The sequence below is a fragment of the Cellulosimicrobium sp. SL-1 genome, from assembly GCF_011033075.1.
GTDB lineage: Bacteria > Actinomycetota > Actinomycetes > Actinomycetales > Cellulomonadaceae > Cellulosimicrobium > Cellulosimicrobium funkei.
The window spans coordinates 239971-266167 of record NZ_JAACJC010000002.1; the positions used below are offsets into that span (position 1 = coordinate 239971).

Consider the following 26197-nt stretch of genomic DNA (forward strand, 5'->3'; position numbering starts at 1 on the left):
CGTCCGGGCTGCGTGCGCTCACCGTACGCCGCCCGGTCCACCGCGGGAACCCCCGCCGCGGTCATTCGTGCTCCGGGTCGTTCCGCAGCACGAGGGCGGCGACCTGGGTGCGCGACTCCACGCCGAGCTTGGCGATCACCCGGCTGACGTGCGTCTTCACGGTGGCGAGCGAGATGAACAGCGCCGCGCAGATCTCCGCGTTCGACATCCCCCGGGCGAGGGCGCGCGCGATCTCGCGCTCGCGCGGGGAGAGCGTCGCGAGGGCGTCGACCGCGGCGCTGTCCGGCGGGCGGGTGTTCTCGGCCGCGAGCGTCATCACCCGCCGCAGCACCGCGGGCGCGAGGACGGGCCGCCCCTGGGCCGCCGCCCGGACGGCGTGGGCGAGCTCGTCCGGCGGCGCGTCCTTGAGGAGGAACCCGCACGCCCCGGCACGCAGGGCACGCACGACGTGGTGGTCCGTGTCGAAGGTCGTCAGGACGATGATCGCCGTCTCCGGCCGGAGCGCGGTCTCGCGCGCCGTCGCGACCAGCCCGTCGCAGCGCGGCATGCGCAGGTCCATGAGCACGACGTCGGGCCGGCAGGCCTCGATGACGTCGCGCGCGTGGTCCCCGTCGACCGCCTCGCCCACCACGGCGATGTCGGGCTCGCCGCCGAGCATCAGGCGCAGCGCCGAGCGGACCTCGGGCTGGTCGTCGACGGTGACCACCCGGACGACGTCGGACGACGGGGGGCTCACGCGGCCGGCCAGGGGATCGTCACCGACACCACGTGCTCGTCGGCGCCCGGACGGACGCTGACGGACCCGCCCACGGCGCGCGCCCGTTCCTGCATCCCGATGACGCCGAGGCCCGGTCGCGGCGCGCCCTCCCGCGGCCCCGCAAGAGGGTTGCGCACGACGATGGCCAGCTCACGGCCGGGAGCGCCGCTGATGGCGACGTCGACGCGCTGCCCGGGGGCGTGCCGCCGGGCGTTGGTCAGGCACTCCTGGACGATCCGGAACGAGTGCCGGCTGACGGTCGGGGGCAGGCGCTCGAGGTCGACGGCGCAGTCCGTCCGGGCGAGCGGCGTCTCGGCCACGAGCTCGTCGAGCCGGTCCAGGGTCGGCTGGGGCCGGTCGTCGTCCGACCGGCTCGGGCCCCGCGCGTAGGTGAGGAGCTCGCGCAGGTCGGCGAGCGCCTGACGGCTGCTGTCGTGCAGGGCGGCGACGGCCTCGTCCCGGTCCGCGGCGTCGAGGTCCGTCCGGTGCCGCAGGACGCTCGCGTGCATCGCGGTCACCGAGAGGCGGTGTGCGAGGGCGTCGTGCATCTCCCGGGCGATCTGCGTGCGCTCCTGGTGGCGCGCGCGCTCCTCGCCGAGGCGCTGCTCCTCCGCGGTCAGCCGGACCCGCTCGTGCAGGGTGGCGACGAGGTCCCGCCGCGCGCCGACCGCGAGGCCCGCGGCGAGCGCGGCGGCGAGGACGACGGCGGTCGCGCCCACCGCGGCCACGACCTCCCACCACGGCAGCGCCACGCCCACCAGGTCGATCCCCAGGGCGGCCACCGCCAGGACGCCGACGAGCCAGACCGCCGCGACCGGCGCCAGCTCGCGCACCCGGCGCCGGGTGGCGAGCGACCCGAACGCGAAGAGGGCCGCCGGCACCGCCGCGGTCGAGACGACGGCGAGCACGGCGAGCAGCAGGGCGACGAGGAAGGGCGCGCTGCGGCGCCAGAGCACGACGACCCACGCGGCGACCCCGAACGCGAGGTCGAGGAACAGGAGCGCGGCGAACCGCACGGGGTCGTCCTGCGCTCCCGGCGTGTCGACGCTGAGGGCGAAGTTGCCGAGGAACAGCAGGGCACCCGACAGGGCGACCGCGGCCAGGAGGCCGGTCTCGCGGAGGACCCGACGCCACGCCGGGCGCTGCGCGAACATGCTCACCGGAGCACTGTAGGCACCGACGAGCCCGGCCCCCCGGCTGGGGACGAGAAATCAGACCGATGACCGATACCGCGGCCCGAGCCGCCCGACCAGGCTCGACACATGCACCCCTCGCTCGACGAGAGCCCCGCCCCGACGGCACCCGTGCCCGGCCCGCCGCTCTTCGGTCCCGTGCCCCAGCCCACGCTCGACAGCACGACCGCGACCACGTTCCCCTACCACCGGGCGGCCCGCGTCGACCTCCGCCCCGCACGGTGGTGGACCCCGCTCACCACGTTCGGCGCGACGGCGCTCCTCTACCTCGCCTTCCTCGCCCCGGTCGCCGTCGTCGCGGTCGCCTACGCCGTGCTGGTGCCCTACCGGCCCGGGCTGCCGATGCCGTCCGACGACTTCTCCGACCCGCTCAACCCGCTGGACTGGGCGATCGGCCTCGGGCTCATCGCGCTCCTGCTGCCCGCCGTCGTGCTCGGCGTGCGCTGGGGCGGTCGACGCCGCGGCACGATCCACTCGGTCACCGGACGGTTCCGGTGGGGGCTCGTCGGCAGCGCGGTGCCGCTCGTCGTGCCCCTCTACGGCGTCGTCACCGTGGGCGGCTTCCTGCTCCGGCCGCCGTCCGACCTGGCGACCCCGGCCGTGACCCCGGCCCTGCTGCTGAGCCTCGGGTGCGTCCTGATCCTCGGGCCGCTGCAGTGCGCCGCCGAGGAGTACGCGTTCCGCGGCCTGCCCCAGCAGATGCTCGGCACCTGGCTGCGCTCGCCGGTGTGGGGGATCGTCCTTCCGGTCCCGTTCTTCGTCGTCGGCCACGGGTACGACGGGGTGGGGCAGATCGGCATCGCGGCGTTCGCACTCTGCACCGGGTTCCTCGTCTGGAAGACGGGCGGGCTCGAGCTGGCCGTGCTCGTGCACGTCGCCAACAACCTCTTCCTGTTCCTCCTCGCGCCCTTCAGCGCCTCGTCGATGGAGCAGGGCGCGATCGAGCCGCTCGTGCTGCTCGTCGACCTCGGGCTCCTCGGCAGCGCCACCGTCGTGCTCGCGGTCTGGTTCTCCCGCCGCGAAGGGCTGCGGTTGCGCGAGCCCTTCTGCGGCCGGGTGCCCGCAGCGGGCGCGGGGTCGTCGCCCGGCCACTCCTCGGGGACCCCTTGAGGCGGCTCCCCTAGGATGCGGGCGTGCCCCGACGACGCCGTCCCGACCATGCGCGGATCACGTTCGCGCTCGACGACGTCGCGGGCGACGCGGGACCGGACCGGCACCCGGAGCCGGAGCCGAGCCCGGGCCCGGCTCCCGAGGAGGCCACCCCGCCTCGCGCGGGCGGCGCCCGGCGTCGGCGCCTGCGTCTGGCGCTCGCGGGCGCGACCGCCGTCGGGGTCGTCGTCGCCGGCATGGCGGTCGTGGACGCCGCGTCGTCGCGCGGGTCGCTGGAGACGCTGCGCCGCTCCGTCGGGGGTGTCGAGCCCGTCGAGAGCACGCCGCGGGAGCTCTGGTCCACGGACGCGCAGACGAGCGGCGCCCTCGCCGCGCTGCCCGGCCTCCTCGTCGTCGTGCGCGACGACGAGGCGGTCGCCCACGACCTCGACTCCGGCGCGGTCCGCTGGACCGTGCCCCTCCCGCGCACGTCCCGCTGTGGCGGCGAGCTCGAGCTCGCGCTGACGTCCCCGGTGCCGGACGAGACGCTCGTGTGCGTCACCGACGACGTCCCCTCGCCGCTCGCGAGCCGGATGCTCCTCACGACGACCACCGGCGAGGCGGTCGACGGGACGGCGCCCTTCCCCGCCCCGCAGGTGACCGTGATCGACGCCGACGGCACCGCCACGACCCGGCCCCTGGACGCGTCGCGCGGCTGGTCGGCGCCGGGACCGGACGGCACGGTCGCCCGCTTCCGTCGCGTCGGCGACACGCCCGCCGCCCCGGTGCCGACCGACCCCTCGACGGGCCTGCCCACCGACCTGTCCGGGGGGCGCGCGGCCGTCGTCACGCTGGAGGACGCCCGGACCGGCGCCGTCCGCTGGGAGCACGAGCTGCCCTTCGTCGCCGAGGAGGGCGGGTGCGACCAGTACTCCGTCGCCGAGGACGCCACCTACGCCGACCTCGACGGCGGGACCGTCGTCCTCCAGGGCATGGGTTCGGTCCTCGTCGGGGTCGACGTGGAGACCGGGCGCACCCTGTGGACCCGCACGATCGACGAGCTGGTCGACGACGGCGCGGGGCCCGCCGTGGGCCCCGGGATGCTGCACGTCGGGCAGGCGTTCACCGACGGCGCCCGTGCACTCCTCGCCGTCTCGGCGTGGGAGGACGAGGAACACAGCACGACACGGCTCGTCGCGCTCGACCTCCGTGACGGCGAGATCGGCTGGAGGAGCGACGCGGCGTCCAGCACCCGGTACGCCGCGGTCCAGGGCCGGCTGCTGCGGCTCGACCTGGGTGACGACCCGACGGTGACCCGCCTGGGCTGAGGCGCCGGACCGACGCTCAGCGCGCGAGCCACTCCTTGCGCTCCGCGGGCGGCAGCTTCTCGACGGCGGCGCGCAGCACGTCGCGCGACATCGTGGCCGCCCGCTCCTCGAGGAACGCCCGCAGCCGCTCGGGCTCGACGTCGCCCGCGTGCCGGAGCATCCAGCCGACACCCTTCTGGACGTACGGCTCCGGGTCGTCGAGCAACATCGCCGACAGCCGGAACGTGTCGTCGACCTGGCCGCGCCGCAGGAACGCCGCCGTCGCGACGACGGCGGAGCGACGGCGCGGCCAGTCGGGCGCGCGCGCCAGGTCGTCGAGCACGTCGCGGGGTCGGTCGAGCAGCCACGTCCCCAGCACCTGGGACGCGGTGAGGTCCACGAGGTCCCACGTGTCGATGCGGTCGTGCCGGCGCAGGAAGAGCTCGACGAGCTCCGCGTGCCGCTCGACCGTCACGCGCCGGGCGGTCGCCGCCTTGCCCATGATCGAGCACCCGCCGGCCCGCACCTCGTGGACCCGGTCCTCGAGCAGCAGCTCGATCTGGTCGACCGGCAGGTCGAGGGCGTTCTTCGCGAGCACGAACACGTCGCCCATGCGCACCCCGGCGACGGTGCCGTCGCCCGAGAAGCTCCGGGCGGACGCGCGGCGCTGGGCCGCCGTCGCGCGGGCGAGCAGGTCGGCCCGGAAGTCGGTCGCCGTCGTGTACGGCGGCATCGTCCCTCTCCTCTCCTCCGGGCGCGTGCCCGGGGTCCTGTCGGCGTCGGGCGGCCCGTGGCCCCCGGCGGTCCTGCGGCTCAGCGCGGCGCCATACGGATGGCGCCGTCGAGACGGACCACCTCGCCGTTGAGCATCGGGTTCTCCACGATCGCGCGCACGAGGTGCGCGTACTCCTCCGGGCGCCCGAGCCGGCTCGGGTGCGGCACCTGCGCCCCGAGCGACTCCTGCGCCGCCTCGGGGAGCGACGCCATCATCGGGGTGCGGAAGATCCCGGGCGCGATCGTCATGACGCGGATCCGGTGCTGGGCGAGGTCGCGCGCGAGCGGCAGCGTGAGGCCGGCGACCCCGGCCTTGGACGCGGCGTAGGCCGCCTGCCCGACCTGGCCGTCGAACGCCGCGACCGACGCCGTCTGCACGACGACGCCGCGCTCCTCGCCGTCGGGGTCGGGGCCGTCGGGACCGAGCGGGTCGAGGGCGAGCATGCGCTCCGCGGCGAGCCGGACGACGTTGAAGGTACCGACGAGGTTGACGTCGACGACGCGGCGGAACGCGTCGAGCGCGTGCACCCCGGACCGGCCGAGGACCCGCTGCGCGAGCACGATCCCGGCGCAGCTCACGACGACGCGCGCCCCGCCCAGGGCGTCGGCGGCGTCCAGGGCCCGCGCGACGTCGTCCTCGCTCGTCACGTCCGTGGGGACGAACCGCGCCGAGCTGCCGAGACCCTCGGCGACCGACGCGCCGTCGGACGACGCGAGGTCGGCCAGCACGACGCGCGCGCCGGCCGCCACCAGGCCCTCCGCCGTCGCGCGCCCGAGGCCCGACGCCCCGCCCGTCACCAGCGCGACCGCGCCCTCGATCCGCATCTCTCATCCTCCGTCAGCCGTGCGGGCTCCGTCGCCCGCCCCGCTGACCGTACCCAGGTGGAGCCGCAGGTCGCGAGATCGACCCGCCCCGGCGGCCTCCCGGACCGCCCGGGCCGGGCCGCGCGGCCGCAGGCGCCCGGCACGAGGGGCTCAGTGCGCCGGCATCTCCAGGCAGCCGCCGTCCGCGATCGGGCCGCCGGCCTCGAGCGCCACGGCGTCGGGCGCGACGCCCCCGAACACGCAGCCGCCCGGGACGGCGACGCCCACGCCGACGGTCGTCGCGACCTCGCCGGACGCCGTCGTGCCCACGACCTGCACCGTCTCGAACCCCGCGGCGGCGAGCGCCGCCGCGACCTCGTCGGCGTCGACCGCCGAGCCGTCCGCGACCGGGTCGAGCGCGGCGCGGACGGCGGGCACCGAGCGGGCCGCCTCGGCGTCGCGCTCGGGCGTGCCCTGGCGCTGGCGGTACGCCTCGTTCGACGCGTCGAGCGTCGTCTCGCGCCCGGTCCCGGCGCCGGCCGAGGTGCTCGCCGGGGCGCTCGCGACCGACCGCTCGGCGGAGGCGCCCCGCTGGTCGGCCCACGACCGCATCCCGACCGTCACGACGGCGAAGTACCCCACGACGCCGACGAACGCGAAGATCGCGATGCCCACGACCACGCCGACCACCGCCCGGGTCACGGGCGAGGTGGTGTCGGGGCCGTCGTCCGGTCCCCCGTCGTGTCCGTGGCCCGGGCCGTCGTCCGGCAGCCGCGTCGTCATGCCCCGAGTCTGTCCCGCGCGGGCGCGGGAGGCCACCGAGATTCCGCCGCTCCTACTGCTCGCGCGCGGCGCGGACGCCCTCGAGCCAGCGGTCGAACTCCTCCGCGAGCTCCTGCGGGGACATCCGGAGCGCCTCGGCCGGGCTCGTCGCCTCCCGGCCTGCGACGTACAACCGGCGCACCATGTCGGTCTTCGGGGTCCACGGGCGCATGGAGGCGTCCCTTCTCTCGGCTGCTGGCATCGCGCACATACTTCAGCACGCCACGGGCAGGCTCGCGCGCGCTCGACCGGGGGTCGGGACGGGTTCCGCACGACGTCACACCCGCGGTGCGAGGATGGGACGGGCCCGGACGCGCCGGCGCCTCGCCCGAGGAGGTCCCATGAGCCTGTACGACATCCCGTTCGACGCCATGGACGGGACGGCGCACACCCTGCGCGAGCACGCGGACGACGTCGTGCTGGTCGTCAACGTCGCGTCGCGGTGCGGGCTCGCGCCGCAGTACGCGACGCTCGAGGCGATGCAGGAGAAGTACCGCGACCGCGGGTTCACCGTGATCGGGTTCCCCAGCAACCAGTTCCTCCAGGAGCTCGGCAGCAACGAGGCGATCCAGGAGTTCTGCTCGCTCACCTACGGCGTGACGTTCCCCGTGGTGGACCGCGTGCGCGTCAACGGCCGCCACGCGCACCCGCTCTACACGGAGCTCAAGAAGACGCCCGACGCCGACGGCAAGGCGGGGCGCGTCACGTGGAACTTCGAGAAGTTCCTCGTCCTGCCGGGCGGTGAGGTGCACCGGTTCCGGCCGCGCACGCTGCCCGACGACCCGGCGATCGTCGACCTCGTCGAGACGCACCTCCCCCGCTGACCGCGCCCGCTCCGGCCCGCCCCGCCAGCGGTGGCTCAGCGGATTACGAGCGCCGGGTGCCGCGGGTCGTCGACCCGCACGACGACGTCCGCCACGTCCTCGGGACGGACCTCCTGCGCGTACCGGCCGTAGGCGGCGAGCGTCCACGCCGCGTCGGGCGCGGTGCGGCGCGCGAGCGTCGCGGGGCGCAGGGCGAGGTGCACGGTGAGGTCGAGCGCGAGGCCGAGGCCCAGGCAGAGCGCGCCGTCGAGCACGACGACGAGGCCCGGCTCGGCCTCGACGTACGCGGCGCGCGTCGACCGGCTCGTCGCGGGGTCGCGCAGGCTCGGCAGGTAGCGGCCGGTACCACCCGGCCCGACGGCGTCCAGCACCTCGCGCCGGAGCCCGGCCACGTCGACCCACTCGTCGAGGAGCGCGTCGGGGTCCTCGCGCCCGCGCTCGAGGCGCAGCGACGCGGGGCGCCAGAAGTCCTGCACGCGAACGCGCGCGACCGGGCGGCCCGCCGCGCGCAGCGGCGCGACCAGACGATCCGCGAGGTCCTCGGGCCGCGTAGAGGGGTGGCCGTCGACGAGGAGGCGGACCGCCCGGGGCTGCTCACGCCCGACGGCGAGCACGCGCTCGACCACCCGGTCCACGAGGACGTCCTCGCTCAGCGGCTCGACGCGCACCGGCTCGACCCGCCTCGGTTCGGCCCGCACCGTTCGACCCGCCCCTTCGACCGCACCGCGTCAGGATGCCACGGGCGGCGCGACCGGGTCCGCGCGCTCGGCCAGCCACGCGCGCGGCGAACGGCCGACCCGGTGGCTGAACGCGCGCGAGAACGCGGCGGGCGTCGCGTACCCGAGCTCGGTCGCGGTCCGGCTCACCGAGGCGCCCGCCCGGAGCCGGCCCTGCGCGACGGTGAGGCGCCACCCGGTCACGTAGTCGCCGGGCGGCTGTCCGACGACGGCGGTGAACCGGGCCGCGAACGCGCTCCGCGACAGGTGCGCCGCGCGCGCCATCGACGCGAGCGTCCACGGCTCCCCCGGCGCCTCGTGCACCGCGACGAGCACGGGCGCGAGGCGCTCGTCGGCGAGGCCGGGGAGCAGCCCCGGCGGGAGCGCGAGGTCGTCGGCGTGGTCGAGGATCCACCGGAAGAGCTGCACGAGCACGACCTCGAAGAGCCGGTCGGCGAGGACGCGACGGCCGCAGCGGACGTCGTCGATCTCGCGGAAGAGCAGGTCGAGCGCGGGCTCGAGCCCCGCGACGTCGGCGAGCGGCAGCACGAGCACGGGCGGCAGCGTGCGCACGAGCGGGTGGGTGGCGCCGCCCTCGACGTCGAGCGTCGCGCACGCGAAGTCGGAGTCCGCGGTGGGTGCGTTGTGGAACGCGTGGTCGAGCGGGCGCGGGTAGAAGAGCAGGCTCGGGCGGTCGACGCTGCGGCGCTCGACCCGGCCGTCCGCGCCGACGTGGGTCATGTCCATCTCGCCCCGCCGGAGCACGTGCAGGAACCCGCGCCCGGGCCGCGCGTCGAACGTCGTGACGCCGCACAGCGGCCCGGTGTGGAAGAGGTGCGTGCGCACGCGGAACCGCTCGAGCAGGTGCGAGAGTCGGTCGACGGGAGCCATCGCCCCAGGATGCCAGACGATCGGACACGTTCCGAGGACGATTCGTTCCCCGTCGTCCGACGCGACCGACCAGGCTGGACGGCGTCGGCCCCGCCCGGGACCGGCGTCCCCGCACCCGGAGGAGATCCCCGTGTCCCGTGTCCCCCTCGTCAGCCCCGAGTCCGCCACCGGCCCCGTCGCCGACGGGCTCGACCAGATCCGTGCCGCGTTCGGCGGCGTCCCGGCGATGTTCCGGGCGGTCGCGAACTCGCCCGCCGCCCTGCAGAGCATGTGGGGTGCGTTCGGCGCCCTCGGCACCGGCACGCTCGGCGCGGCCGTCGGCGAGCAGATCGCCGTCGCCGTCGCGAACCGGAACGCGTGCGAGTACTGCCTCGCCGCCCACACCGCGCTCGGGCGCAAGGCCGGCGTCGCGCGCGACGACCTCACCGCCGCGCAGGACGGCACCGCGTCCGACCCGCGCGTCGAGGCGCTGCTGCGCTTCGCGCTCGCCCTCGTGGACGAGCGCGGTCACGTGACCGCGCAGGACGTCCAGGCGGTGCGCGACGCGGGGTGGACCGACGAGCAGGTGGTCGAGGTCGTCGCGCACGTCGCGCTCAACCTGTTCACCAACTACGTCAACGTGGCGCTCGACGTCCCCGTCGACTTCCCCGCCGTCGGCCTGCGCCGCGCCGCCTGAGAGGAGCCACCGTGCCGTCCCGCCCCGCCGCACCGTCCCGCCCCGCCGCACCGTCCCGACCTGGCGACCCGCGCTCCCCCGTGCCGGCCCCGGGGCCCGCAAGCGCCGTCGTGCTGGAGGTGCGCACCGGCGAGGTGGGCACGGTGGCCCACCGCGGGCGCGACGTGCCGACGGCGTTCCGCAAGCAGCCGCGCCTCGGCCCCGTCGCGGTGGGGACGGAAGGGCTGGAGGGCGACGCGCAGGCCGACCGGCGCGTGCACGGCGGCCCCGAGAAGGCGGTGTGCGTGTACCCGGTCGAGCACTACGCGGCGTGGCGCGACGAGCTCGGCGCGGACCTCCCGCCCGGCGCGTTCGGGGAGAACCTCCTGACGCGCGGGCTCACCGAGGACGACCTGCTGCTGGGCGACGTGCTCACGCTCGGGACGGCGACCCTCCAGGTGAGCATGCCGCGCCGCCCCTGCTACAAGCTCGCGGCCGTGCACGGCCTCGTCGACCTCCCGGACCGGGTCCAGGCGTCGGGTCGCACGGGCTGGTACCTGCGCGTGCTCACGCCCGGCACGGCGCGGGCGGGCGCGACCGCCGTCGTCGTCGACCGGCCGGCCCGGAGCGCGACGGTGCGCGAGGTCAACCGCGTGATGAACCTCGACCGCGACGACCTCGCGGCCGCCGCGGCGCTCGCCGCGCTCCCGACGCTCCCCGCGCGCTGGCGCGACACGCTCGCGCGCCGGCTCCGGGGCGGGACCGAGGACGACCGGGCGCGGCTGCGGGGGCCGCTCGCCGAGGGTCCGTAGCGCCCGCCGCTCAGGCGTGGGGCGGCGCACCGCCGTCGGATGCCGCGGCCTCGTCCCCGCGCGGCAGGCGGACGACGAGCAGGCACGTGTCGTCCTCGTCGCTGCGGCCCCCGGCCTGGTCGAGCAGGTGGTCCCGAACGGTCGCCGCGTCCGCGTCCGCCGGGGCGCGGCCGAGGGCCCGCGCGAGCTCCGCGACGCCCTCGCGCTGGCCCCGGGCGCGGGACTCCACGAGGCCGTCGGTGTACAGCACGAGCACGCTCCCGGCACGCGGTCGCAGCCGGGCGGCCGTGACGGGCCGGGGCGTGACGACCCCGATCGGCGTGGTGAGCGACTCGTCGAGCGGGCGGACGGCGCCGTCGGGCGTGCGGAGCAGGGGCGGCGGGTGGCCGGCCCGGCAGTAGACGAGCTCGCGCCCGCCGTCCGCGTCGGGCGGCCCGAGCGTCGCGACGACGCACGTCGCGACGTCCGCGAGGCCGAAGCGCTTCACGAGCCCGTCCAGGCGCTCGACGACCTCCTCGGGCGTCGTGCCGTCCGCCGCGACGGTGAGGAGCGCCGACCGGATCTGACCCATCGCGGCGGCGGCGTGCATGTCGTGCCCGACGACGTCCCCGACCACGAGCAGCACGCGGCCGTCGGGCAGCTCGATCGCCTCGAACCAGTCGCCGCCGACCGCCGCGGCGCCCACGGACGACCCACCTCCCGCGGGCCGGTAGACCACGGCCACGTCCAGCCCGTCGAGGGATCCGAGCCGCGGCAGCATGCGCTCCTGCAGGGTGTGCGCGGCGTCGCGCTCGCGCTCGTAGAGCCGCGCGTTGTCGAGCAGGAGGCCGATCCGGTGGCCGAGGTCCTCGAACATCACGGCGTCCTCGTCCTCGAAGAACCCGGGCTGCGCGCTGACCACGGCGAGCACGCCGACGATCCGGCCGCGGGCCCGCAGCCCGACGGACATCGCGGAGCCGAGCCCGAGCTCGTGCATGGCGGCGAGCTCCTCCTCGTCCGCGTGCGGCGAGACGAGGTCGGGCGTGACGTCGAACGGCCGCGCGAACTGCGCGCCGCCCCCGAGCACGTCGACCGCCGCGAGCGAGCGGTCCGCCCAGCCCGGTGTCCGGGACAGGCGCCGGGCGGCATCGGCGAGCGCCGGGTCGTGCGACGCGACGTCGGTGCGCGAGCGCCCACCCGGGTACGTCACGACGACCGCCCAGCACGAGAACACCTCGGCCACGGCCTGTGCCGCCTCGGCGAGCACGTCCTCCGTGCCGAGCAGCTCGCCCAGCCGCTCGACGAGCCGGGTGGTCGTGGTCAGCCGGTGGTTCGCGGAGATCGCGGCGTCGAGGGCGGCCTCGCGCGAGCGCGCCGTCTCCACCCGCGCCGTGACGTCGGCCTGGACGCCCACGAAGTGCGTGAGGGTGCCGAGCTCGTCGTGCACGGGCGAGAGGGTGAGCTGGTTCCAGAACGGCGTGCCGTCCTTGCGGTAGTTGAGCAGCGTCTCGCCCGCCGTGGTGCCGCCGTCGACCGCGGCCCGGATCCTCGCGACCGCGTCGCGGTCGGTACCCGGGCCCTGGAGGAACCGACAGTTGGTGCCGAGCACCTCGTCCGCGGCGTAGCCGGTGGTCGCCGTGAACGCCGGGTTGACCCAGACCAGAGGCACCCCCGGGGCGCGGGCGTCCGCGATGGTGAACGAGACCTCGCTCGCAGACATCGCGCGCCGCTCGAGCGCGGCGGCGAGGCGCTCCGCCTCGGCCGGTGCGAGAGCGGCGCGCGCGGGGTCGGAGGGTGCGGAGGACGCGACCACAAGACGCCTCTCGGCTCGACGACGGGCGTCCTGTGCTCGAACGCCCGGAACACTCTCGCACGCGACGGTCGCTCGCGAGGACCGCACCCCGACGCGCCGGCACCCGTGCCACCCGCGCGCGGGGCGGGTGGACGTCGGGTGTCAGCGGGTCAGACGACCGGCAGGCGCAGCGCCTCCCCGAGCGGGACCGACGGGCCCTGGAACGGCACGACGTCCTGCTCGCACGTGGCGCCGTCGGTCGCGTCGAGGTCCACGAGGTACCGCGCGACGGCGTCGTCCGCGCACGCGCTCTTGCCGATGATCGTGTGGCCCCAGCCCTCGACGGTGAGCACGCGGGCGTCGGGCCAGCGGTCCGCGTAGGGCTGCGTGAACCCGTACGGCGTCGCGGGGTCGAACCGGGTGCCGACCACGAGGACGGGAGTCTCCGTCGTCTGGTCCCACGGGCCCGTGAACGCGTCGCGGTCCTCGACGGGCACGAACTCGCACTGGACGCCCACCCAGCCGCGGAAGCGCCCGAAGTGCGGGTACTGCGCGTCGAGCGCGTCGACCTTCGCGGGGTACTGCCACGGCCGGCCGGGGGTCGTCGTGTCGACGCACAGGCTCGCGAGCGCGCCGCCGACGGACGCGTAGTCCTCGGCGAACCCGGCGCGGCGGAGCAGCTCCCCGAGCGAGGGCAGGGCGCCGAGGGTGCGCTGACGGTCCGCCGCGGGCGGCTCGACGGCGCCGCTCAGCACCGCGAGCGACGCGAGCGTGAGGTCGAGGTCGCCCCACGCGACGGGCTCGTACAGGTACTGGAAGACGAGCGCCACCGTGTCCGGGTACCCGACGCGCACGCTCGTGCCGTCGGGGAGCGGCACGTCGACGGGCGCCTCGCGGAGCGCGGCGTAGGTCGCCTCGACGACGTCGGCCGGGTCGCCGAGCGACGCGAGCGCGCACGCCGACGGCCCCGCCTCGGAGCACAGCCGCGTGAACTCGCCGAACGTCTCGGTCGCACCGGCGGCCTGCCCGATCCGAGCGCCGATCAGCTCGCGCGACCCGACGCCCGACCACGCGTCGACGTCCATCGTGCCGTCGAGCACCAGGGCGCGGACGCGGTCCGGGAACAGCGCCCCGTACGTCGCGCCGAGCACCGTGCCGTAGGAGTACCCCACGTAGCTGAGCTGCTCGTCGCCCACCGCCTGGCGCAGCAGGTCCATGTCGCGCGCGACGTTCGCCGTCGACGCGTGCGCGATCCGGTCGCCCGAGAACAGCGTGCAGGACGCCCCGAACGCCGCCATCTGGCCGAGGTAGCGCGTCTCCTCGCGGTCGGTCACGGGGAACGCGGGCAGGCCCGCGAGGAACGCGTTCTCCCGCTCCTGGTCGCGGAAGCACGTCGCGGGGTCGGACGTCCCGACGGCGCGCGGGTCGAACCCGATGACGTCGAACCGCGCGAGCACGTCGTCGTCGAAGAGCGATCCCCCGAGCAGGTGCAGCGTCTCGACGCCCGGACCGCCGGGGCCGCCGAAGTTGGTGAACAGGCTCCCGATCCGCTGCTCGGGGTCGGACGCCGGGAGCCGCGTCAGGCCGATGGTCGTCGTGCGGCCGTGGGGGCGGTCGTAGTCGGTCGGCACCTGCGCCGTCGCGCACTCGAACGCCTCGAGGCCGTCGCCGTCGCACGGCCCCCACGCGATCTCGGGCACGGGGGCCTCGACCTGGGCGGCCGTGGTCGTGGCGGGTCCGGTGCGGGCCGACGCCGTGGCGGCACCGGTGCGGGCTGGCTCACCCCCCGGGCCCGCGACGGCCGCGGCGGGTACCCCGCCGAGCAGGAGGACCGCCGCCAGCGACGAGGCGGCGGCGCGGACGGTTCGTGTCGTCATCGATCGCGAAGTCATCGCTCCCCATCCGACCACGGGCCCACGGGGAGCGCACCCGGACCTCCGCCGTCGAGCACGGTGGGCCGCCTTTCCCGGAGGCTGCGGCCGGGGAGCGCCCGCCGGACAGCGTCCTGGTACTGGTGTGCCATAGTCTGCCCAGGAGTTCGCCTGCAGGGGGAGACCGAGATGAGCAGATGCGTGAACGCGGACGACGGTCACGTCGGTGCCGTCGACCGTGTGCACACCCATCGGCCCATCGGTGTCGTGGAGGTGACACCATGACGACCTCCTCTCCCCGACCTGCCCCGATGCGCCCGGTGCCCGTAGAGGCGCACCGCGACATCCCGGAGGACACGTCCCGGGCGGGCGCAGGGATCTTCGCAGACGGCTACGGGGTCTTCTTCTGGGGTGCGGTGGTCGCACTCGTCGCATACCTCTCTGCGACGTTCACGTGGGCGAGCTGGCTCTTCGTCCTCGGCGCACCGCTCGCCGCCGTCGTCGTCGGGTCGCTCTTCGCGTGGCGCAGCACGCGACGGTAGCCCCCGCGCTCTGAGGCCCGTTCACGTCGGTCGGGTCAACGCCACGACGGCGACCCCCGCCGCGACGGCGAGGGGTGCGAGGACGAGGCCCTGGCGGATCACGTGCCACGCGGGCGGCGCCTCCTGCCCGAACGTGTGGCGGCGGTACTGCTGCCACCACAGCACCGTCGCGAGCGACGCCCACGGCGTGATCAGCGGCCCGGCGTCGACCGCGACGAGCAGGGTCGCGAGCCGCTCGACGTCCTCGCCCGCCGCGGGGAGCAGCGCGAGGAACGCGGGCAGGTTGTTCACGAGGTTCGCCGCGACGACGCCCGTCGCAGCGAGGCGGGCGAGGTCGCCCGGCCCGGTCCCCGTGCCCGCGACGGCGGCGAGGAGGTCGCCGAGCCCGTGCGCGTGCCAGGTCTCCACGACCACGAACAGCGCCGCCACGACCACCGCGGACCTCCACGGCAGCATCTCCCGCACCGGCACGAGCGGGCGCACGCGCCGCCACCACGTCGCGAGCGCGAGCACCGCCGCGCCCGCGAGCGCCGTCGGCGCGACGGGCAGCTCGAGCGCGAACGCGACCGCGAGGAGCACGACGACGGCCCCGGTGACCCGCAGGAGCACCCGGTCGGGCGGCGTCGGGCCGGGGCCCACGAGGTCGAACCGCCCGCGCAGGTGGCGTCCGTGCAGCACGAGGAGCACGACGACCGTCACGGCGAGCACCGCGAGCGCCGGCGCCCACATCACCCCGACGTACCCGGTGCCGAACCGGTCCGCCGCGAGCAGGTTGGTGAGGTTCGAGACAGGCAGGAGGAGCGACGCCGTGTTGGCGAGCGCGAGCACGGTGAGCGCGAGCGGCAGCGGTCTGGTGCCCGTGCGACGCGCGAGGGCGAGCACGACGGGCGTGACGAGCACCGCCGTCGTGTCGAGCGACAGCACCACGGTGCTGGCCGTCGCGAGCAGCACGACGAGCACCCACAGCACGATCCGCCGACCCCCGGCGAGCCGCGCCGCCCGGGCGGCGACGGCGTCGAACAGGCCCGCGCCCGCGCACAGCTCCGCGACCACCGTGATGGCGAGGAGGAACACGAGGACCGGCCCGATGCGCACGAGCAGGTCGCGCGCGTCCGCCGCGGGGAGCAGCCCCGTCGCGGGGAGCGCGACGACGACCACCGCGGCGAGGAGCCACGGCGGCAGACGACGGCGGCGTCGCCGGTGAGCCGTGCCCGCGGCGGCGCCGGAGTCCGCGCCGACATCAGGGGGAGGCTCGGTCGTCACGGCGGTCACTGTACGACCGGTGCACCTCGCTCGGCGGTCGAGGGCTCGTGTCGGCAGCAGTCGCAGGACGGGGCGGCGGCGTCCGTGGGGGCGGCGTGCACGACGGCGGTCGGGGCGCAGCACGCGTCGCCGCGCCAGGCCTCGACGCCCTCCTTGACCGCGACGGCGGCGATGACGAGCGCGGCGAGCGGGTCGGCCCACGACCACCCGAGGGTCGCGTCGAGGACGAGCCCGACGAGCAGGACCGCCGACAGGTACGTGCACAGCAGCGTCTGCTTCGAGTCCGCGACGGCGGACGCCGAGCCGAGCTCGCGTCCGGTGCGGCGCTCGAACCACGACAGGAACGGCATGACGGCGAGGCTCACCGCGGCGAGCCAGATGCCGACGACCGAGTGCTCGGGTTCCGCCGCGCCGAGCAGCGACCGGACGGCGTCGACGGACACGAACACCGCGAGGCCGAGGAACGAGACCGCGATGACGCGCATCGCGGCCCGCTCGCGCCGGTGGGGGTCGGGCGCCGCGAACTGCCAGGCGACCGCGGCAGCGGAGAGGACCTCGACGAGCGAGTCGAGCCCGAACCCGACGAGGGCGGCCGACGACGCGACCCGTCCTGCCGTGATCGCGACGACGGCCTCCACGGCGTTCCACGCGATCGTCGCGGCGACGACCCACCGCACGCGCCGCTCGAGGACGGCGCGGCGCGCGGCCGTCAGGGCGGGGGCGGACGGCGGTGCACCGACGGGGACGGAGGTCATGAGCACGTGCACCCGTCGGGGCCGCAGCAGGTCGGGTCGACCTGGACGACGAGCCGCAGCAGGTCGTCGAGCGCGGGCGCGAGGTGCGGGTCGGCGAGGCGGTACCAGGTGCGGCGCCCGTCGGGGATCGCCTCGACGAGCCCGCACCCGCGCAGGCACGCGAGCTGGTTGGACATGACCTGGCGGGAGACGCCGAGCGCGTCGGCGAGGTCGGACGGGTAGGCGGGCGCCTCGCGCAGCGCGAGCAGGACGCGGGCGCGCGTCTCGTCCGACAGGGCGTGCCCCAGCCGCGCGAGCGCGGCGGTGTGGGTGAGGGTGACCGTCTCGACCATGGGTGCGACAGTACACGGACTCGTGTATTCACAAAAGGATGTACCGCGGAGGGGCGCCCGGCGGGCGGGGCGTGGGTGGTCGGCGTGAGGATGGGGCATGCTGCTCGCCGAGGTCGCCGCCACGTCCGACGCCGTCGCCGCCACGCGTTCGCGCCTCGCCAAGCGCGCGGCCATCGCCGACCTGCTGCGGCGCGTCGCGGACGACGCCGAGGCCGGGAGCGCGGAGGTGGAGATCGCCGTCGCGTACCTCGCGGGCGAGCTGCGCCAGCGCCGCACCGGGCTCGGGTGGCGGTCGCTGCGCGACCTCCCCGCCCCTGCCGAGGAACCCGGCCTCATGCTGACCGACGTCGACGCCGCGTTCGCCCGCATGGCGGACCTCTCCGGCCCCGGGTCGTCGACCGCGCGCCAGGCCGAGGCCGCCACCCTGTTCGGCGCCGCGACGGCGCGCGAGCAGTCGCTCCTCGCCGGGCTCGTCTCGGGCGAGCTGCGCCAGGGCGCGCTCGACTCGGTGGTGGTCGACGCCGTCGCCGAGGCGGCGGGCGTCCCCGCCGACGCGGTGCGGCGCGCGGTCATGCTCGCGGGCGCGACCGGGCCGGTCGCCCGCGCGGCGCTCACGGCGGGCGGCCCGGAGGCCGCGGCGGAGGCGCTCGCGACGTTCCGGCTCACCGTCGGCCGCCCGGTGCGGCCGATGCTCGCGCAGTCCGCACCCGACGTCGGCGCCGCGCTCGACAAGCTCGGGGCCGCGCCGGGCGGCGAGGACGCGTCGGGCACCGCCGTCGCCGTGGACGTCAAGCTCGACGGCATCCGCATCCAGGTGCACCGCGACGGCGACGACGTGCGCGTCTTCACGCGCTCGCTCGACGACATCACCGAGCGCGTCCCCGAGATCGTCGCGGCCGTGCGGGCGCTCCCCGGCCGGGCGCTCGTCCTCGACGGGGAGGCGCTCGTCGTCGGGCCCGACGGCGTCCCCCGCCCGTTCCAGGAGACCGCCGCCCGCTCCGCGACCCAGGGCGAGCGCAGCGCCGCCGAGGAGGCGGAGCTCGCGGCCTCGCTCGAGCTCTCCCCCTTCTTCTTCGACGTGCTCCACGCCGACGGCCGCGACCTGCTGGACGAGCCGCTGCGCGACCGGCTCGCCGTGCTCGACGACCTGCTCGCCGACCTGCTCGCCGACGCCGCCGGGCCGCTCGCCGTGCGCCGGCTCGTGACCGACGACGCCGCGGCCGCGACCGCGTTCTTCGACGCCGCCGTCGCGGAGGGCCAGGAGGGCGTCGTCGTGAAGTCGCTCGACGCGCCCTACGCGGCCGGGCGGCGTGGTGCGGGCTGGGTGAAGGTCAAGCCGCGGCACACGCTCGACCTCGTCGTGCTCGCCGTCGAGCGGGGCTCCGGCCGGCGCAGCGGGTGGTTGTCGAACATCTGGCTCGGCGCGCGCGACCCCGAGGGCGGGTTCGTCATGCTCGGCAAGACGTTCAAGGGCATGACCGACGAGATGCTCGCGTGGCAGACGCAGCGCTTCCGCGAGCTCCAGACCGCCGACGAGGGGTATGTCGTGCACGTGCGCCCCGAGCAGGTCGTCGAGATCGCGTTCGACGGCCTCCAGCGCTCGACCCGCTACCCCGGCGGCCTCGCGCTGCGCTTCGCGCGCGTCGTCCGGTACCGCGACGACAAGACGGCGGCCGAGGCCGACACGATCGACACGGTCCGCGCGCTCGCACGCCCGCTCGGGGGCGGCGGAGGCGCCTGACGCGGAGGGCTGAGCGGGCGGCGCGTCGAGCGCGGCAGGAAGTCGTCGGCGGTGGGTGCATCCGCGGGCGGCGGTCCGGGTGAAGGAGAGGTGGACGCCGCCCGGCGTCCGACGGCGCACCGCCGTCCCGTGCACGACGAAGGGACTCGACGATGAACCTCCGACGCACGCTCACCGCAGCAGGAGCCGCGCTCCTCGCCCTGACCGCCGCGGCCGCACCGGCCGTCGCGGCACCGGCCCCCACGACGGCGCCGCCGACGGGCACCACGAGCCTCGCCTCCGTGCTCGCGGCCGACGGCGACACCTTCGACCGCAACTGGTACGACTTCGACATCGTCGACCAGGCCGTGGCCGCGGTCCTCGCCGCCAAGCCGGACAGCCCCGTGGCGGTCCTGGCCGACGGCACGGTGCCGCTCACCGCGTTCCTGCCGAACGACCGGGCGTTCCAGCTCCTCGCGTTCGACCTCACGCACCGCTGGCAGCCCACGGAGGAGCGCGTGCTCACGTCGCTCGCGGGGGCGGTGGGCATCGACGCGATCGAGCAGGTGCTGCTCTACCACGTCGTCCCCGGCGCGACGATCGACTCCGGCACCGCGCTGCGGTCCGACGACGCCGTCCTCACCACGGCGCAGGGCGCGACGTTCCGGGTCGACGTGCTGAGCGAGCGCCTCGCCCTGGTCCGCCTCGTCGACCAGGACCGCAACGACCTCGACCCGTTCCTCGTGAAGAGCAAGCTCGACCTCAACAAGGGCAACGTCCAGATCGCGCACGGCATCAGCGCGGTGCTGCGGCCCCAGAACCTCTGACCGGTCCCCCGTGCCCGGCCCCGCACCGCGGGGCCGGGCACTTTTTTTGATGCGTGTGCATCCAGATCCGCACCTGCGGGGGAAGAGGGGGTGTCAGCAGATCGAGCGCCCGGGACGGACCGGGCTCGACCACCGGAGGACACCATGCACCGCACCGCACGACGCACCGCCGCGCTCGCGGGCGCAGCGACCCTCGTCGCGCTGGGGGCCGTCGCGCTCCCCGCCCAGGCCGCCACCGACGACGGCGCCTCGCTCTCCGTCCTGCACGGCGTGCCGGACACGCCCGTGGACGTGTGGGTGAACGACGAGCTCACCCTCGACGACTTCCAGCCCGGCGACCTCGCGGGTCCGCTCGACCTCCCCGCCGGGACGTACACGGTCGCGATCACGGCGCCCGACGCGACGGACACGAGCTCCCCGGTCATCGGCCCGGTCGACCTCCAGCTCGCGGGCGGCACGAGCTACACCGCCGTCGCGCACCTCGACGCGGGCGGCCAGCCGACCGCGACGCTCTTCACGAACGACACGAAGCCCACGGCCGCGGGCCAGGGCCGGCTCACCGTGCGCCACGTCGCCGCGGCGCCCGCGGTCGACGTCCTCGCCGGCGGGACCGCCGTCGTCACGGGGCTGGAGAACCCGAAGGAGGCCGTGCTCGACCTGCCGGCCGGCACGATCTCGGCGACCGTCGCCGCCGCGGGCACCACGGAGCCCGTGCTCGGCCCGGCCGACCTCACGGTCGCCGAGGGCGTCAACACCATCGCCTACGCGTGGGGCAGCCTCGAGGACGGCAACCTCGCCCTCGCGACGCAGACGGTCGAAGGCCTGCACTCGTCGCCGTCGGGCGTCCCGGCCGGGCTCTCGGGCCTCGCGGCCGACGCGCCGAGCAGCACCGCGACGGGCGTCGCCATCGCGTTCGGTGCGTCGCTGTTCGGCCTGCTGCTCGTCGCGGCCACCTTCATGCTGGCGCGCGCGTGGCGCCAGCAGCACGCGGCCCACGCCGTCCGGAGCGACCGGACGGCATGACGCAGCGCACGACCGCCGGTCCCGCGCGCCCCGCCCGGGGCGCGCGGGCCGGCCTCCGGACCCTCCTGGGGGCGGTGCTCGTCACCGCAGCGGTCGTCGGCGGATGCTCCCTGCCGTCCGCCGACGGGTCTGCCGACGGACTCGGACCGTCGGCCGACCCCCTCCCCACCCCGGCCCCCCACCAGGGCGGGGAGGCGACCGCGGGGACGCCCGGGCCGGCCCGGGACGCACCGGTGCCGGTGCGCCCGGCCCGGGACGTCCCGTCTCCCCCGCCGCCGGCACCCGCACGGGTCGTCGTCGGTGATCTCGGGATCGACCTGCCCGTCGAGCCGGCGGGCGTCGACCCCGAGGGGCGGATGGCGCTGCCGGGCTCCGGCGACGTCGCCGCGTGGTACCGGTTCGGACCGGCCCCGGCGAGCCCCACCGGGACGACCCTGGTCGCGGCCCACGTGGACGACCCGGACGGGGTCGGGCCGTTCGCGCGGCTCCGCGAGATCACGACGGGCGCGATCGTCGACGTCGTCGACGCGACGGGCACCTCGTACACCTACACAGTGACCGACATCAGGAGCATCGCGAAGCCCGACGTCCCGCTCGACACGCTGTTCGACCGCTCCGGCGAGCGCCGACTCGTGCTCGTGACGTGCGGCGGCCGCTGGGACGCCGAGCGACGCTCGTACTCGGACAACGTGATCGTGACCGCGGTCCCGTCGCGGTGACGGCCCGCACGGGCGCTACGATCGCTGCTACCCGCTCGCCGCTGCCGCTCCGGGCGGTCGGCACCGACCCTCGAGGACCCGCCCTGAACGTGACCGAGACCGGGACCACCGACCCGGACCTGTGGCGCCTCGGCCGCGACTTCGCCGACGGCGACGAGCAGGCGCTCGCCGAGGCCTACCGGCGCTGGTCCGCGCTCGTGCACACGATCGCGCTGCGCTCGCTCGGCACGCGCGCCGACGCCGAGGACGTCACCCAGCAGGTGTTCGTCGCGGCGTGGCGCGGCCGGGGCCGGTTCGACCCCGACCGGGCCCGGCTCCCGGCCTGGCTCGTCGGGATCACGCGGCACACGGTGGCCGACGCGCACGAGGCCCGGTCGCGGGTCCGCCGGTCGGAGGAGGCCGCGGCCACGACCGCCCCGGACCCGGGCCGCGCGGCGAGCGAGGACACCGACGTCGGGCGCGTCGCCGACCGCGTGCTCCTCACCGAGGAGCTGCGACGGCTCGGCGACCCGGGGCGGACGATCCTGGAGCTCGCGTTCTTCCGCGACCTGACGCACGTGCAGATCGCCGAGGAGCTCGGCCTGCCGCTGGGTACGGTCAAGAGCCACGTACGACGAAGCCTGATCCGGCTGCGCGACCGATTGGAGGTGGACGGTGCAGCACATCGATGACGAGACCCTCGCGCTCCTCGCGCTCGGCGAGGACGTGCTCGACGACGACGCGCGCGCGCACCTCTCCTCCTGCCCGGAGTGCGCCGACGCCGTCGCCCGGCTCGCGCGCGTCGTCGACGCGTTCGACGGCGCGGACGCGGCGGACGAGCTCGTCGCCCCCGACGCCGCGGTGTGGTCGCGAATCCAGGCCGAGCTCGGCCTGACGAGCGCCACCGCCGCTCCGCCCGTCGTGGCCCCCGCGGCGGTCACCGACGCTCCGACCGTGCCAACGCTCCCGCGGGACGCGGCCGGGACGGGTGCGGAGGCACCGGACAGCACGACCGGCGCGACCGGCACGGCCGTCGTCGTGCCGCTCGCGTCGCGGCGCCGGCGGGTCTGGGTCCCGGTCGCGGCGGCGGCCGCCGCCGCGCTCGTCGTCGGCGGCGTGGGCGGCATCCTGTGGGAGCGTCGCGAGGTCGAGCCGCCCGAGACGACGGTCGCGAGCGCGACGCTCGACCCGCTGCCCGACTGGCAGGGCGCGAGCGGCGACGCACGCGTCGAGGAGCGACCCGACGGGCGGCGCCAGGTCGTCGTGACGGTCGACGCGCCGGTGCCCGAGGGCACGTACCGCGAGGTGTGGCTCCTCGCGGAGGACCTGAGCGGCCTCGTGAGCCTCGGCGTGCTCGACGGCACGGAGGGTCGCTTCGACGTGCCCGACGGCCTGGACCTCGCCGAGTTCCCCGTGGTCGACGTCTCCGAGGAGCACTTCGACGGCGACCCGTCCCACTCGGGCGACTCGGTCGTGCGGGGACCGCTCGACGTCTAGGCGCACGGTCGTCGCCGCGGGACCGGCCCTCAGGCCCGCGCGTACTCCGCGAGCGTGACGCCGGATCGGAACGTCTGCGTGCCCGTCGATCGCCAGGAGAGGGGCGCGTAGTCCCGCTCGCCGAACAGCGGGACCCCGGTGCCGAGCATCACCGGGTTCACCTTGAGCGCGAGCCGGTCGATCTCGTCGACGAGCACGGCGGCGAGCGCTCCCCCGCCGCACAGCCAGATCCCCCGGCCGCCCTCCCGCTTGAGCGCGCGGACCGTCTCGACCGGGTCGGCGCCCGTGAGCTGCACCCCCTCGCTCCCCTCGGGCGCCTCGTGCGTGCGGGTGAAGACGATCTGCCGCAGGTGCCGGTAGGGGTTCGGCAGGTGGTGGTCGGGAAGGCCGACGGCGTAGGTGTTCCAGCCCATGAGGACGGTGTCGAAGGGGCCGTCGGCGACCGGCAGCCCGGCGGCCCCGGCCAGGTCCGTCGGCGCCGTGCCGCGGTACCGGGACCAGATGGGCGCCATGTGGTCGCCCTCGGCGAGGAAGGCGTCGAACTCGCCCCCCGGCCCGGCGATGTACCCGTCGAGGCTCACGGCGACGTAGTAGGTCAGCTCGCGCATCATGTCTCCTGACAACTACAGATGAAGTGGTTGTTGGAGACTACAACAGGTGCAGTGGTTGCGATAGCCTCGACGCATGGCGAAGAACACCGCACGGCGCAGCGCCCTGGCGGACGCCGGGATCGCCGTGCTCGCTCGCGAGGGGTCGCGCGGCCTGACGCACCGCGCGATCGACGACGAGGCCGGGGTCCCGACGGGCACGACGTCGAACTACTTCCGGAGCCGAGACGCCCTCGTCGCGGGGCTCTTCGAGCGCATCGGGGAGCGGCTCGCGCCGACACCCGAGGACCTCGCCCGACGCGCGACCCAGACGCCCGACCGCGCGCTGTTCGCGGACTACCTCCGCGACATCGTGCGCCGGTTGTCGACCGACGCCGACGTCACCCGAGCCCTGTTCGAGCTGCGGCTCGAGTCCGGCCGTCGGGGCGAGCTCGCGGCCGTTCTCGGGCCGTGGCTGCGCGCGGGATTCGAGGCCGACGTCGCGTTCAACCGGTCGGCCGGCCTGCCCGGCGGGCGCCGGGAGATCGCCTTGTTCCACTACGCGATCGACGGGCTGCTCCTCGACCGTCTCACCACGCCGATCGACCCCGACATCCCGACCGACGACGTCGTCGACGCGCTCGTGGCGGGGTTGCTCCCGGAGCGCTGAGCGGCCTCACACCCACCCCGGACGGCCGCTCCTACGACGCGCGCCGCCCGTCGAGCCGGTCGAGCCAGCCGCGCACGGGCCCGAGCGAGACCAGGCCCGACCCGGCCCCCGCGAGCTCGTCGGGGGTGCGGGCGAGCGCGCGTCGGGCCTGCCCGGCGAGGGCGCTGTCGCCGAACCGCAGGGCGATCTCCGCGCGCAGCGCCCACAGCAGCTCGCGCAGGTGGTCCGCGGGCGGCTCGGGCGCCGCGCGCGCGAGCCGCGCCGCGGCGTCGGGGTCGCCCGCGTCGAGCACGAGCAGCGGCTCCGCCCACGGGGCGTACGGGCCGAGGTCGGCGGCCTCGATCCCGGCGAGCGGGCGCCCGTGCCGCACGCGCACGGTGAGGAGCGCGAGCGGGAGCAGCCCGTCGCGCACACCGGGCATGCGCACCCCGGCGAGCCGGTCGTCGGCGGCGCGGTACGCGCGCGCCGCGGCGTCGGGCGGGGCGGTCTCGGCGTCGCGCATCGCCCGGTACCAGGCGGTGAGCATCGGGACCACGGGCGACTCGTAGCCCGCCGCGACGTCCTCGGCCGCGGCGGCGTGGGCGTCGGCGTCGGGGAACCGGCCCGCGCCCGCGGCGGCCTGCATCCGGACGAGGTGGCCGAGGATCGCGAAGGTCGGGAGGTCGTGGTCCTCCGCCAGGGCGACGAGCTCGGCGCCGGTCCGGTCCCGCTCGGGACCCGCGCCCGGCCGCTGGAAGGACTGGAGGAACCGCGCGTTGAGCGCGAGCGCGAGCGTCGCCGGGTCGCCGAGGTCGCGCGCGATCCCGACGGCGTCCTCCGCCGCGGCCCACGCCCACGCGTCGCGCGTCCCGCGGTGCTCGATGCCGACCACCGCGAGCAGACGCGCGCGCAGCACCGGCGCCGCGCCCGGACCGAGGCGCCCCAGGGTCCGCCGCGCGACGCCGACGAGCGCGTCGGCCGCCGCCGGGTCGTCGCTCCGGGTCCAGACGGCCGGGACGTCGTACGCGGTGACGGTCCGGGCGGCGAGCACCGGGTCGCCGGTCGCCTCGGCCGCGAGCGTCGCGGCGACGCGCTGCTCCTGCGCGGTCGCGAGGTGGTCGCCCCCGGCTACGGCGAGCGTGCGCGCGACGTCGACCGTGGACCGCAGGTGCGTGCGCGAGCCGGTGGGGGCCGTCACGGCGAGGCGCGGCCCCGGCGTCGGGCCGTCGAGCGACGCCGCGTGGCCGAGCACGTCGCGCTCGAGCCGGACGAGCTCCGGGCCCGGGTCGAGGCCGAGCTCGTCGGCGAGGCGGCGGCGCGCGCGCCGCAGGACGTCGAGCGCGTCCGTCTGTCGCCCGTCGCGGTACAGCGCAAGCGCGAGCAGCGCCCACGCGTGCTCGCGCCACGGGTGCGCGGCGGCGTGCGCGTCGAGCACGACGACCGCCTCCGCGGCCCGGCCCTCGCCGAGCAGCGCGTCCGCGAGCAGCTCGACGGCGCGCGCGTGCACCTCGCCGAGGTGCCGGCGCTCGGCCCGGACCCACTCCCGCTCCGGCAGGTCGGCGTACGGCTCGCCGCGCCAGGCGGCGACGGCGTCCGCCAGCGCGCGCGTCGCGCCCGACGCCGCGTCCCCAGCCCCGGGAGACGCGCTCGCCCGGGCGACGGCCGCCTCCAGGCGCGCCGCGTCGAGCGCGTCGTCCGGGAGCCGCAGCGCGTAGCCGCCGTGCGCGGTGACGAGGACGCGCGGGGGCGTGCGCGGCGCGCGCCCGGGCTCCAGGCGCCGCCGCAGGTCGCCGACGAACGTCGCGAGCGCGCCGCGCCGGTCGCCCGTCCCCGCGCCGGGCTCGTCCCACAGGTCGTCGGCGAGGCGGTCGAACGGCACCGGGCGCCCGCGCGCGGCGGCGAGGCGCGCGAGGAGCTCGCGCTGGCGCGGTCCGCCGGGGTCGACGTCCGCGCCGTCGCGCAGCACGCGGACCGGCCCGAGCACCTCGACGCGCAGCTCCACCACCCCGCCATTGTCG

The 26197-nt window shown here is 76.5% G+C and carries 28 protein-coding genes; 13 read left to right on the plus strand and 15 right to left on the minus strand.

The features are described from left to right. Positions 1–61 precede the first annotated feature (61 nt). Together GWJ10_RS03680 and GWJ10_RS03685 are read right to left on the minus strand one after the other, a co-directional pair. Positions 62–736: a response regulator transcription factor gene (locus tag GWJ10_RS03680; RefSeq protein ID WP_163185267.1), complete on the minus strand. Its 675-nt coding sequence runs from the start codon at positions 734–736 to the stop codon at positions 62–64. Continuing rightward, complete coding sequence (locus GWJ10_RS03685) at positions 733–1911, minus strand: histidine kinase (RefSeq protein WP_241005669.1); 1179 nt, start codon at positions 1909–1911, stop codon at positions 733–735. Before GWJ10_RS03685 ends, GWJ10_RS03680 begins: the two co-directional genes overlap by 4 nt. 108 nt (positions 1912–2019) lie before the next feature. Between GWJ10_RS03685 and GWJ10_RS03690 the strand changes: the two genes are divergently transcribed. Together GWJ10_RS03690 and GWJ10_RS03695 are read left to right on the plus strand one after the other, a co-directional pair. Continuing rightward, positions 2020–3060: a CPBP family intramembrane glutamic endopeptidase gene (locus GWJ10_RS03690; protein ID WP_163185272.1), complete on the plus strand. Its 1041-nt coding sequence runs from the start codon at positions 2020–2022 to the stop codon at positions 3058–3060. 23 nt (positions 3061–3083) lie between these two features. Further along, the gene (locus tag GWJ10_RS03695) at positions 3084–4367 is read left to right on the plus strand and encodes a PQQ-binding-like beta-propeller repeat protein (protein WP_163185275.1); all 1284 of its coding nucleotides are present in this window, start codon (positions 3084–3086) and stop codon (positions 4365–4367) included. A 16-nt stretch (positions 4368–4383) separates the two neighbouring features. On the opposite strand, the gene GWJ10_RS03700 is transcribed toward GWJ10_RS03695, so the two are convergent. The 4 genes from GWJ10_RS03700 to GWJ10_RS03715 form a co-directional block, all read right to left on the minus strand. Continuing rightward, positions 4384–5079, minus strand: coding sequence for a DNA alkylation repair protein (locus tag GWJ10_RS03700; protein ID WP_076404226.1), 696 nt, complete (start codon positions 5077–5079; stop codon positions 4384–4386). A gap of 80 nt (positions 5080–5159) precedes the next feature. Continuing rightward, positions 5160–5945, minus strand: coding sequence for an SDR family NAD(P)-dependent oxidoreductase (locus GWJ10_RS03705; protein ID WP_163185279.1), 786 nt, complete (start codon positions 5943–5945; stop codon positions 5160–5162). A 150-nt stretch (positions 5946–6095) separates the two neighbouring features. After that, positions 6096–6707, minus strand: coding sequence for a hypothetical protein (locus GWJ10_RS03710; protein ID WP_163185282.1), 612 nt, complete (start codon positions 6705–6707; stop codon positions 6096–6098). 52 nt (positions 6708–6759) lie between these two features. After that, the gene (locus GWJ10_RS03715; protein WP_021483806.1) at positions 6760–6918 is read right to left on the minus strand and encodes a hypothetical protein; all 159 of its coding nucleotides are present in this window, start codon (positions 6916–6918) and stop codon (positions 6760–6762) included. Positions 6919–7087: 169 nt separating this feature from the next. On the opposite strand from GWJ10_RS03715, the gene GWJ10_RS03720 reads away from it, so the two are divergent. Further along, a complete protein-coding gene (locus tag GWJ10_RS03720; RefSeq protein WP_163185285.1) occupies positions 7088–7570 on the plus strand; it encodes a glutathione peroxidase in 483 nt (160 codons plus the stop codon). 35 nt (positions 7571–7605) lie between these two features. On the opposite strand, the gene GWJ10_RS03725 is transcribed toward GWJ10_RS03720, so the two are convergent. Together GWJ10_RS03725 and GWJ10_RS03730 are read right to left on the minus strand one after the other, a co-directional pair. Continuing rightward, the gene (locus GWJ10_RS03725; protein ID WP_241005650.1) at positions 7606–8268 is read right to left on the minus strand and encodes a uridine kinase; all 663 of its coding nucleotides are present in this window, start codon (positions 8266–8268) and stop codon (positions 7606–7608) included. Between the two features lie 30 nt (positions 8269–8298). Beyond that, entirely contained in the window at positions 8299–9177 is an 879-nt protein-coding gene (locus GWJ10_RS03730; RefSeq protein WP_163185288.1) for an AraC family transcriptional regulator, read from the minus strand. 130 nt (positions 9178–9307) lie between these two features. On the opposite strand from GWJ10_RS03730, the gene GWJ10_RS03735 reads away from it, so the two are divergent. After that, positions 9308–9853 (plus strand): peroxidase-related enzyme, encoded by a 546-nt coding sequence (locus tag GWJ10_RS03735; RefSeq protein WP_061268163.1) that lies wholly within the window; start codon positions 9308–9310, stop codon positions 9851–9853. Positions 9854–9996: 143 nt separating this feature from the next. Then, positions 9997–10644: an MOSC domain-containing protein gene (locus GWJ10_RS03740; RefSeq protein ID WP_206158324.1), complete on the plus strand. Its 648-nt coding sequence runs from the start codon at positions 9997–9999 to the stop codon at positions 10642–10644. 10 nt (positions 10645–10654) lie between these two features. Here GWJ10_RS03740 and GWJ10_RS03745 read toward each other — a convergent pair whose 3' ends face one another. After that, a complete protein-coding gene (locus GWJ10_RS03745; RefSeq protein ID WP_163185290.1) occupies positions 10655–12436 on the minus strand; it encodes a SpoIIE family protein phosphatase in 1782 nt (593 codons plus the stop codon). Positions 12437–12585: 149 nt separating this feature from the next. Next, positions 12586–14292 carry an alpha/beta hydrolase gene (locus GWJ10_RS03750; protein WP_163185293.1) on the minus strand — a complete coding sequence of 569 codons (1707 nt, stop codon included), beginning with the start codon at positions 14290–14292 and terminating at the stop codon, positions 12586–12588. Between the two features lie 275 nt (positions 14293–14567). Between GWJ10_RS03750 and GWJ10_RS03755 the strand changes: the two genes are divergently transcribed. Further along, positions 14568–14828 (plus strand): cobalamin biosynthesis protein, encoded by a 261-nt coding sequence (locus tag GWJ10_RS03755; RefSeq protein ID WP_163185297.1) that lies wholly within the window; start codon positions 14568–14570, stop codon positions 14826–14828. Between the two features lie 21 nt (positions 14829–14849). Here GWJ10_RS03755 and GWJ10_RS03760 read toward each other — a convergent pair whose 3' ends face one another. From GWJ10_RS03760 to GWJ10_RS03770, 3 genes are read right to left on the minus strand one after another with little or no spacing between them, the layout of a single operon-like run. Continuing rightward, positions 14850–16091, minus strand: a complete 1242-nt coding sequence (locus tag GWJ10_RS03760) for an SLC13 family permease (protein ID WP_241005651.1) — start codon at positions 16089–16091, stop codon at positions 14850–14852. 5 nt (positions 16092–16096) lie between these two features. Next, the gene (locus GWJ10_RS03765; RefSeq protein ID WP_144722942.1) at positions 16097–16846 is read right to left on the minus strand and encodes a cation transporter; all 750 of its coding nucleotides are present in this window, start codon (positions 16844–16846) and stop codon (positions 16097–16099) included. Continuing rightward, on the minus strand, positions 16843–17178 hold the full coding sequence (locus GWJ10_RS03770; RefSeq protein WP_043652840.1) for a metalloregulator ArsR/SmtB family transcription factor: 336 nt from the start codon (positions 17176–17178) through the stop codon (positions 16843–16845). The genes GWJ10_RS03765 and GWJ10_RS03770 overlap by 4 nt, the downstream gene beginning before the upstream one ends. 97 nt (positions 17179–17275) lie before the next feature. On the opposite strand from GWJ10_RS03770, the gene GWJ10_RS03775 reads away from it, so the two are divergent. The 6 genes from GWJ10_RS03775 (at position 17276) to GWJ10_RS03800 (ending at position 22943) form a co-directional block, all read left to right on the plus strand. Beyond that, positions 17276–18919 carry an ATP-dependent DNA ligase gene (locus GWJ10_RS03775; protein ID WP_163185300.1) on the plus strand — a complete coding sequence of 548 codons (1644 nt, stop codon included), beginning with the start codon at positions 17276–17278 and terminating at the stop codon, positions 18917–18919. A gap of 152 nt (positions 18920–19071) precedes the next feature. Next, positions 19072–19725 carry a fasciclin domain-containing protein gene (locus tag GWJ10_RS03780; RefSeq protein WP_163185303.1) on the plus strand — a complete coding sequence of 218 codons (654 nt, stop codon included), beginning with the start codon at positions 19072–19074 and terminating at the stop codon, positions 19723–19725. A 144-nt stretch (positions 19726–19869) separates the two neighbouring features. Further along, positions 19870–20748 (plus strand): DUF4397 domain-containing protein, encoded by an 879-nt coding sequence (locus tag GWJ10_RS03785; RefSeq protein ID WP_043652848.1) that lies wholly within the window; start codon positions 19870–19872, stop codon positions 20746–20748. Further along, positions 20745–21467 (plus strand): class F sortase, encoded by a 723-nt coding sequence (locus tag GWJ10_RS03790; RefSeq protein WP_163185306.1) that lies wholly within the window; start codon positions 20745–20747, stop codon positions 21465–21467. The genes GWJ10_RS03785 and GWJ10_RS03790 overlap by 4 nt, the downstream gene beginning before the upstream one ends. A gap of 89 nt (positions 21468–21556) precedes the next feature. After that, a complete protein-coding gene (locus GWJ10_RS03795) occupies positions 21557–22138 on the plus strand; it encodes a sigma-70 family RNA polymerase sigma factor (RefSeq protein ID WP_051027776.1) in 582 nt (193 codons plus the stop codon). Further along, positions 22122–22943 carry an anti-sigma factor gene (locus tag GWJ10_RS03800; protein WP_009861754.1) on the plus strand — a complete coding sequence of 274 codons (822 nt, stop codon included), beginning with the start codon at positions 22122–22124 and terminating at the stop codon, positions 22941–22943. The genes GWJ10_RS03795 and GWJ10_RS03800 overlap by 17 nt, the downstream gene beginning before the upstream one ends. 29 nt (positions 22944–22972) lie before the next feature. On the opposite strand, the gene GWJ10_RS03805 is transcribed toward GWJ10_RS03800, so the two are convergent. Beyond that, on the minus strand, positions 22973–23551 hold the full coding sequence (locus tag GWJ10_RS03805) for a dihydrofolate reductase family protein (RefSeq protein ID WP_163185309.1): 579 nt from the start codon (positions 23549–23551) through the stop codon (positions 22973–22975). Between the two features lie 76 nt (positions 23552–23627). Here GWJ10_RS03805 and GWJ10_RS03810 point away from each other — a divergent pair, with 76 nt between their 5' ends. After that, positions 23628–24200 carry a TetR/AcrR family transcriptional regulator gene (locus GWJ10_RS03810; protein WP_061268151.1) on the plus strand — a complete coding sequence of 191 codons (573 nt, stop codon included), beginning with the start codon at positions 23628–23630 and terminating at the stop codon, positions 24198–24200. Between the two features lie 31 nt (positions 24201–24231). Here GWJ10_RS03810 and GWJ10_RS03815 read toward each other — a convergent pair whose 3' ends face one another. Beyond that, positions 24232–26184, minus strand: a complete 1953-nt coding sequence (locus GWJ10_RS03815) for a BTAD domain-containing putative transcriptional regulator (RefSeq protein WP_241005652.1) — start codon at positions 26182–26184, stop codon at positions 24232–24234. Between the last annotated feature and the right edge of the window lie 13 nt (positions 26185–26197).